This is a genomic window from Collinsella sp. LCP19S3_H3 (assembly GCF_052119145.1).
In the GTDB taxonomy this organism is placed as follows: Bacteria; Actinomycetota; Coriobacteriia; order Coriobacteriales; family Coriobacteriaceae; genus Collinsella.
Genome location: NZ_JBQKFW010000010.1, coordinates 73,832 through 79,831, shown reverse-complemented (window position 1 = coordinate 79,831; position 6,000 = coordinate 73,832). Strand labels below are relative to the sequence as shown.

Sequence of the window (6,000 nt, the reverse complement as noted above, 5' to 3'; positions counted from 1 at the left end):
GTTCATCCTGAGCCAGGATCGAACTCTCCGTCCAAATATGTTTGGGCCTCGAGCCCGTCCGGTCCTCTCAGTCATTCGCTGATCGGTTCCGTTCGATTCATATGGTTCTGTTTGATAGGAAAAGGAATTCTCGGGGCCGCCTCTCGGCGGCCTTGCGAAAAACGAATCCAAGTCAGACCATTACAAATGGTTCGATGTCTGCCCGGATGCGACACATCTGGTGTGTCCATCCTCGCAGTATCCGGTTCTCAAGGTGCACGCCTGCGCCGGTTCCCGGTCCGACCGGGCCGCGCGGCAAGCAGATATATTGCCAGACCGGAGGGGCCCGCGGGGCGGGAATCCAGCACTCCATATTTTGTTCACAAATGAACCAATCCTTCAGCTGTTCCACTGAAGTCATATCTGAAGCATTGGCTTCCGGTATTGGCGATGACCAGCTGGTTTATAGGTGTTGAGGTATCGGTCATCTCTGGTGCGCTACTTTACTCTAACGGCATCTGGTTTTGGTTTCCTGTCGGTAAAAGGCTGGTTTTGGCCGCCAGGCGTCCTTATATATAGAGAAGATCGGGTTCGAACCCGTGCACCGGCAACAAAAAAAGCGGCCGGCATCCGCCAGTCGCTTTTCTATTCTATGGTGGGCCGTCAGGGGTTCGAACCCTGGACCTTGGGATTAAAAGTCCCCTGCTCTGCCAGCTGAGCTAACGGCCCGCGGATGGCATTGTACCACGGTCTGAGACTATTCCCAACTCCATTGGCCGTTCTGGAAAATCACAATTTCACGTCCATCAGGTGTAATGCCCGTAATATCGATGTCGTCCGTGCCAATCATAAAGTCAACGTGCGTGCTCGAAACGTTGACTCCGTGCTCCAGAAGTTCCTCTTTGGACATGTCATACCCGCTTTCGATGCACTCGGGAAAACCGACACCCAACGCAAGGTGACAGCTGGCGTTCTCGTCATAGAGTGTGTCGTAGAACAGAATGCCGCTTTCACGAATTGGTGTGTTCTTGGAAATAAGCGCGACCTCGCCCAGATGAGCAGCACCTTCATCGGTTTCAATAATGCTCGCAAGCGTTGCCTTACCCACGCGAGCGTCATAGTCCACTACGCGGCCGTTCTCGAACTTAATCCAAAAATCGTCAACCTTATTGCCGTGGTGAATGAGCGGCATAGCCGAGTACACGATGCCGTCGGCGCGCATACGATCGGGCGAGGTGAAGACCTCCTCGGTGGGAATGTTGGGGAAGAAAGGGTGACCGTCGGGAGTTTTTCCCTTACCGCCGGCCCACTCATGGCCTTTCGTCATTCCAATCGTCAGATCAGTTCCGTTCGAAGCGGTGTAGTGCAGGCAATCAAATTGATTATCGTTTAGGAAGCGCAGGTTCTTTTCGAATGTGGCGTCATGGAGCTCCCAGTCGCTCTCCGGGTCCTGGCCATCAGCACGAGCGGTGTGCAGAATCGCATTCCACAGTTTATAAACTGCAACCTCATCGGCGTCTCCCGGGAATACCTCGCGCGCCCAAGCAGCGACCGGAGCGCCGGCGATGCACCACGGGTTAATGTTGTAGTCCAGTCCACGGCGGAAGACCTTACACTGCATGTTCCTCGCCTTAGAAGCTGCGGCAGGCTTAGCGGGATCGATGCCCTTGAGGGCAGCAGGGTCCGTGCCCTCAATAAAGATAAAGCAGGCACCGTCTTGGGCAAACGAATCCAGCTGTATGCGCTTCCACTCGGGAGTCTGCTCAAAATAGCTTTTCTCGACATGCTCGTAGGTAAGCCTCGTCACGGCATCGTCAGCCCAGATGACCGTCACGTGACCGGCACCGGCGTCATAAGCCTCCGCAACCACCACGCGCGCAAATGACGCGCACTCGACGGGAGACTGAACGACGACCTCCTGACCGGGCTTAACGTTGACGCCCTTGCGGACAACGAGACGCGCATAATTTTTAATCTTGGGCTCCAGGGACTTCATACCCTCCAGAGCCTCTTCGACCGTCAGGGCAGCTCGAATCATGTGCCACTCCATCTATCTACAGGACAGTAAAAAGGCGCGCCGCAAAAAACGACGCGCCTTATATCTTAGCGATATCTATAGGTTGTAACGCTACTACTTCTTCTTGGAGGCCTTCTTGTCCTCTTTGGCAGCCGAGCGCTCAATAATAGCGTTGAGCTTGTTATCGGACATGCCCTCGGCCTGCGCGCGATACATATTGCGCAAGGGACGGATGCGCACGAAGTCGTAGATGAAGTCACCCAGAATGACGATGTAGGACAAAACAATGCCGGCCATCTGGACGGGGCTGGACACCATGCCAGCGGGAGCGAAGTACAGCGAAGACCAAATGGCCACGACGAGCACCATGCCGATAGTAAGCACGGCCCACCAGATGCGGCGGCGCTTGGTGTAGTCCTCATCCTGCTTGAGAAGAATACTCGACACCGTGTAGATGCGGTCCTCCTTGGCGCGCCGCTTAGCCTTGCGGGCGCGCTTCTCCTCTTTAGAGAGGCCCTCGAGGCTCTCGCCCTTCTCGAGCTCCTTGCGGCGTGCCTTGGATGATGCCGGCACGACGCGAACAGAACTCGCTGCCTGACGAGCTGGCTTGGCGGATGCGGCGGACTTGCGCGCAACCCCGGTAACCTCGTGGGATTGCGTGCGCTTGTTCGTGGCGCTGCGGGTACTCACTTACGCGTTCTCCTTCATGCTTGTAAACTGGGAGCCCGTGATGATCTGGAAGGCCTCGCGATAGCGCTCGGACGTGCCATCGATGACCTCGGCGGGCAGATGCGGGGTCTCCCCCGTCATATCCCAGTTGGCCTTGAGCCAATTGCGGACGAATTGCTTGTCGTAGCTAGGCTGAATCTTACCCTCCTCGTAGCTGGCGGCAGGCCAGAAACGGCTGGAGTCGGGCGTGAGGCACTCGTCGATCAGCGTGACCTTGCCATCGATGACACCAAACTCAAACTTGGTGTCGGCAATGATGATGCCACGGGTCGCTGCATACTCGGCGGCAGCCTTGTAGATCTTAAGAGATAGATCGCGGATCTGCGTGGCGATGTCCTCGCCAACGATCTCGCAGCAACGCTCAAACGAGATATTCTCGTCGTGATCACCGATCTCGGCCTTCGTGGACGGGGTGAACAGCGGCTCGGGGAGCTTGGAGGCCTCGGTCAGGCCCTCAGGCAGCTGGATGCCGCAGACGGTGCCGTTCTCGTCGTAGGTCTTCTTGCCCGAACCGGTCAGATAGCCGCGGACGATGCACTCGATAGGAATCGTCTGGGCCTTCTTAACCAGCATGGCGCGGCCTGCGAGATAGTCACGATACTCGGCAAACTCCTTGGGGAAATCCGCCGGATCGATGGAGACGAGGTGATTGGGGACGATATCGGCAAACTTGTCGAACCAGAACGCCGAGATACGGTTGAGCACCTCTCCCTTAAACGGAATTTCGTCGGGAAGAATAAAGTCGAACGCAGAAATGCGATCGGTGGCGACCATCAACAGGTTTTCGCCGGCATCGTAGATATCACGAACCTTGCCACGGGAATCCGGACGACGCTCCATCGTTGTCACGTGAGTCACTCCTTACCTAAATACGACAGAAATGCGGGTTCTTTACCGCACGTTTTCGCAAACTCGGAGCGGCAGGGACGCGGTCCCTCCTTCACCGAATAGCGAAAAGCTAGTGCTCCATTGTAGTAGATGCCGCGTCCGCCGTGTGCTCGCGGGGCAGATGAATCGTAAAAGTCGTACCCTTTCCAAGCTCCGACTCCACGGATATGTAGCCATGGTGACGCTCGACGATCTGTTTAGTTACGGCGAGGCCGACGCCCAGGCCGCCAGCTTCGCGGGCGCGGCTGGCATCGGCGCGCCAAAATCGTCCGAAGATACGCGACAGATCGTCCTTGGCAATACCGATACCGGTATCCGAAACGGCAATACTGACATGCTTGCGGTCACTGAGCACCGACACTACGACCCAACCACCCTCGGGGGTGTAGCGCATGGCGTTGCTCATGAGGTTGATGACGCATTGCGTGATCATGTCGGGATCGGCCTCGACGACATCGTCGTGCCCCTGGGTTTCATCTGCAAAGCGAAGGCGAAGGTCACGGTCGGCAAACAGACGCTCCTGGCCGTTCACAATCGATCGCACGAACGGAACCATGTCCACCGGTTCGAGATTGAGCGGAGCCGTGCTGTTTTCCATACGCGATAGGTCGAGCATCTGCTGCACCAAACGAGCGAGGCGACGCGTCTCGGAAGCGACCGTCTCCAGATGCTCGTCGTCGGTGGGGTACACGCCGTCTTGCATGGCCTCGACCGTTGCAAGCATGGCCATGAGCGGTGTACGAAGCTCGTGTGCGACATCCGAGGTCAGGCGCTTTTCGTGCTTCATATCTTTCTCGAGTGAGGTGGCCATCTCGTCAAAGGTCTCACCCAGCTGATCGATTTCGTCATCGCCGCGCAAGCCCGTACGAGCAGACAGATCGCCGTCGCGAATTTGCTTGGCTGTGCTCGTAATACGATGAATCGGCTTGGTAAGCATGCGCGACACGAGCGATCCGATAACGACCGAGATGCAGATTGCAACAACCGCGGCAAGAGCCATGGCGTTAAAGGTCTTCTCCCTAAACGCAGAATCTGCCTTAGTGAGCAGAGCGTCGGAGCCGATAGCCCATAGCTTTACCTGTCCGACATGCTCGCCAGAGGACGTAACGATTTCGACGTTGGCAACGCTATCGGAGTCGGTGGGCGCTGACGAGACCGGGCTATGCGAGGCCTTTTTACCGCTCGAGCTGCTCGACGGCAATTCGCTCTCGCGCACATCGGCGGTCGCACTTGCCGAAGGCCATGAGTCGTCATAAACGACAACGCCCTTTTTGTTGACGACCTGCATACCCAGGTCGTCGGACACCAAGCTCGATGTCGCGACCGTGCGCAGCTCGCCCGCAGTCCAATTGCCGCTTTCCTCATACGACGTCGCAAGCTTTTCGGCAGCAGAATTGGCGATCTCGACGATATTGGAGCGCGTGTAATCCGAAAAGACGGTGCCCCACACAACGGAGACAACGCCCACCAGCACCAATACCGTCATGAGCGATGTCAGGGCAAAAGCCAAAGCCATACGCGAGGGATAGCTCATCGCCGGCCGTGAATCGGAACGAGGCGTGTTCCAACTTGCCTTGGAACCCGCCTCGTTCTCCTGCTTGTGCTTTTGTCCGATTTCAAAGCGCGCAGGTGTCATATGTGATTTACCTATTTCTCGTCCGACTTATCGGTCTTGGCCGGAGCCTCGAAGCGATAACCGACGCCGTGAACGGTATAGAGCCACTTAGGCTTCTTGGGGTCGTCGCCCAGCTTGGCGCGAAGGTTCTTCACGTGGCTGTCGATGGTGCGCTCGTAGCCCTCAAAGTCGTAGCCGAGCACCTTCTCGACCAGCTCCATACGGTTATAGACGCGACCGGGATGGCGAGCAAGCGTGGTAAGCAGCTTAAACTCGGAAGCGGTCAAATCAACTTCCTTGCCCTCGACCAAGATCTTGTGGCCCGAGATATCGATGACCAGATCGCCAAAGTCGAGTACCTCAACGGCGGGCTCGTCTGCCTGGTGAGCACGACGGAACAGGGCGCGAACGCGGGCGACGAGCTCGCGCGGCGAGAACGGCTTGATCAGGTAGTCGTCGGCACCAAGCTCGAGGCCGATGATGCGATCCTCGATCTCGCCCTTGGCGGTAAGCATGATGATGGGCACATCCGAGGTATCGCGGATAGTGCGGCAAACGCGCTCGCCGGGGATCTTGGGGAGCATAAGGTCGAGCACAACCAGGTCGAACTGGTGCTTCTCGAACTCCTCGATCGCAGACTGGCCATCGCCAACGCCAACAACCCAGTAGCCCTCGCGCTCGAGATAGGCAGCGACAGCGTCACGGATCGCCTTCTCGTCCTCGACCAGCAGAATCTTTTTTGCATCTGAAGCCATAACACGGCCCCCCTGTC

The 6,000-nt window shown here is 57.1% G+C and carries 5 protein-coding genes and 1 tRNA gene; all 6 read right to left on the bottom strand.

Annotated elements, in window-relative coordinates; all coding sequences use genetic code 11:
* Positions 1-632: 632 nt before the first annotated feature.
* The 6 genes from ACTQZF_RS06775 to ACTQZF_RS06750 all read right to left on the bottom strand — a co-directional run bounded on the left by ACTQZF_RS06775 (position 633) and on the right by ACTQZF_RS06750 (position 5,983).
* A tRNA-Lys gene (locus ACTQZF_RS06775) sits at positions 633-708 on the bottom strand.
* 28 nt (positions 709-736) lie between these two features.
* On the bottom strand, positions 737-2,017 hold the full coding sequence (locus tag ACTQZF_RS06770) for an aminopeptidase (RefSeq protein WP_427794046.1): 1,281 nt from the start codon (positions 2,015-2,017) through the stop codon (positions 737-739).
* A gap of 93 nt (positions 2,018-2,110) precedes the next feature.
* Complete coding sequence (locus ACTQZF_RS06765; RefSeq protein ID WP_427717870.1) at positions 2,111-2,686, bottom strand: hypothetical protein; 576 nt, start codon at positions 2,684-2,686, stop codon at positions 2,111-2,113.
* A complete protein-coding gene (locus tag ACTQZF_RS06760) occupies positions 2,687-3,565 on the bottom strand; it encodes a phosphoribosylaminoimidazolesuccinocarboxamide synthase (protein ID WP_154516897.1) in 879 nt (292 codons plus the stop codon). It abuts the gene before it with no gap.
* A 118-nt stretch (positions 3,566-3,683) separates the two neighbouring features.
* On the bottom strand, positions 3,684-5,249 hold the full coding sequence (locus tag ACTQZF_RS06755) for a sensor histidine kinase (protein WP_441554873.1): 1,566 nt from the start codon (positions 5,247-5,249) through the stop codon (positions 3,684-3,686).
* An 11-nt stretch (positions 5,250-5,260) separates the two neighbouring features.
* A complete protein-coding gene (locus ACTQZF_RS06750; protein WP_006236208.1) occupies positions 5,261-5,983 on the bottom strand; it encodes a response regulator transcription factor in 723 nt (240 codons plus the stop codon).
* Between the last annotated feature and the right edge of the window lie 17 nt (positions 5,984-6,000).

What these genes read in the sequence shown, in the direction of transcription:
- ACTQZF_RS06755 (WP_441554873.1), bottom strand. Translation starts at nt 5,249, where the DNA reads ATGACACCTGCGCGCTTTGAAATCGGACAAAAGCACAAGCAGGAGAAC.
- ACTQZF_RS06760 (WP_154516897.1), bottom strand. Translation starts at nt 3,565, where the DNA reads ATGGAGCGTCGTCCGGATTCCCGTGGCAAGGTTCGTGATATCTACGAT.
- ACTQZF_RS06750 (WP_006236208.1), bottom strand. Translation starts at nt 5,983, where the DNA reads ATGGCTTCAGATGCAAAAAAGATTCTGCTGGTCGAGGACGAGAAGGCG.
- ACTQZF_RS06770 (WP_427794046.1), bottom strand. Translation starts at nt 2,017, where the DNA reads ATGATTCGAGCTGCCCTGACGGTCGAAGAGGCTCTGGAGGGTATGAAG.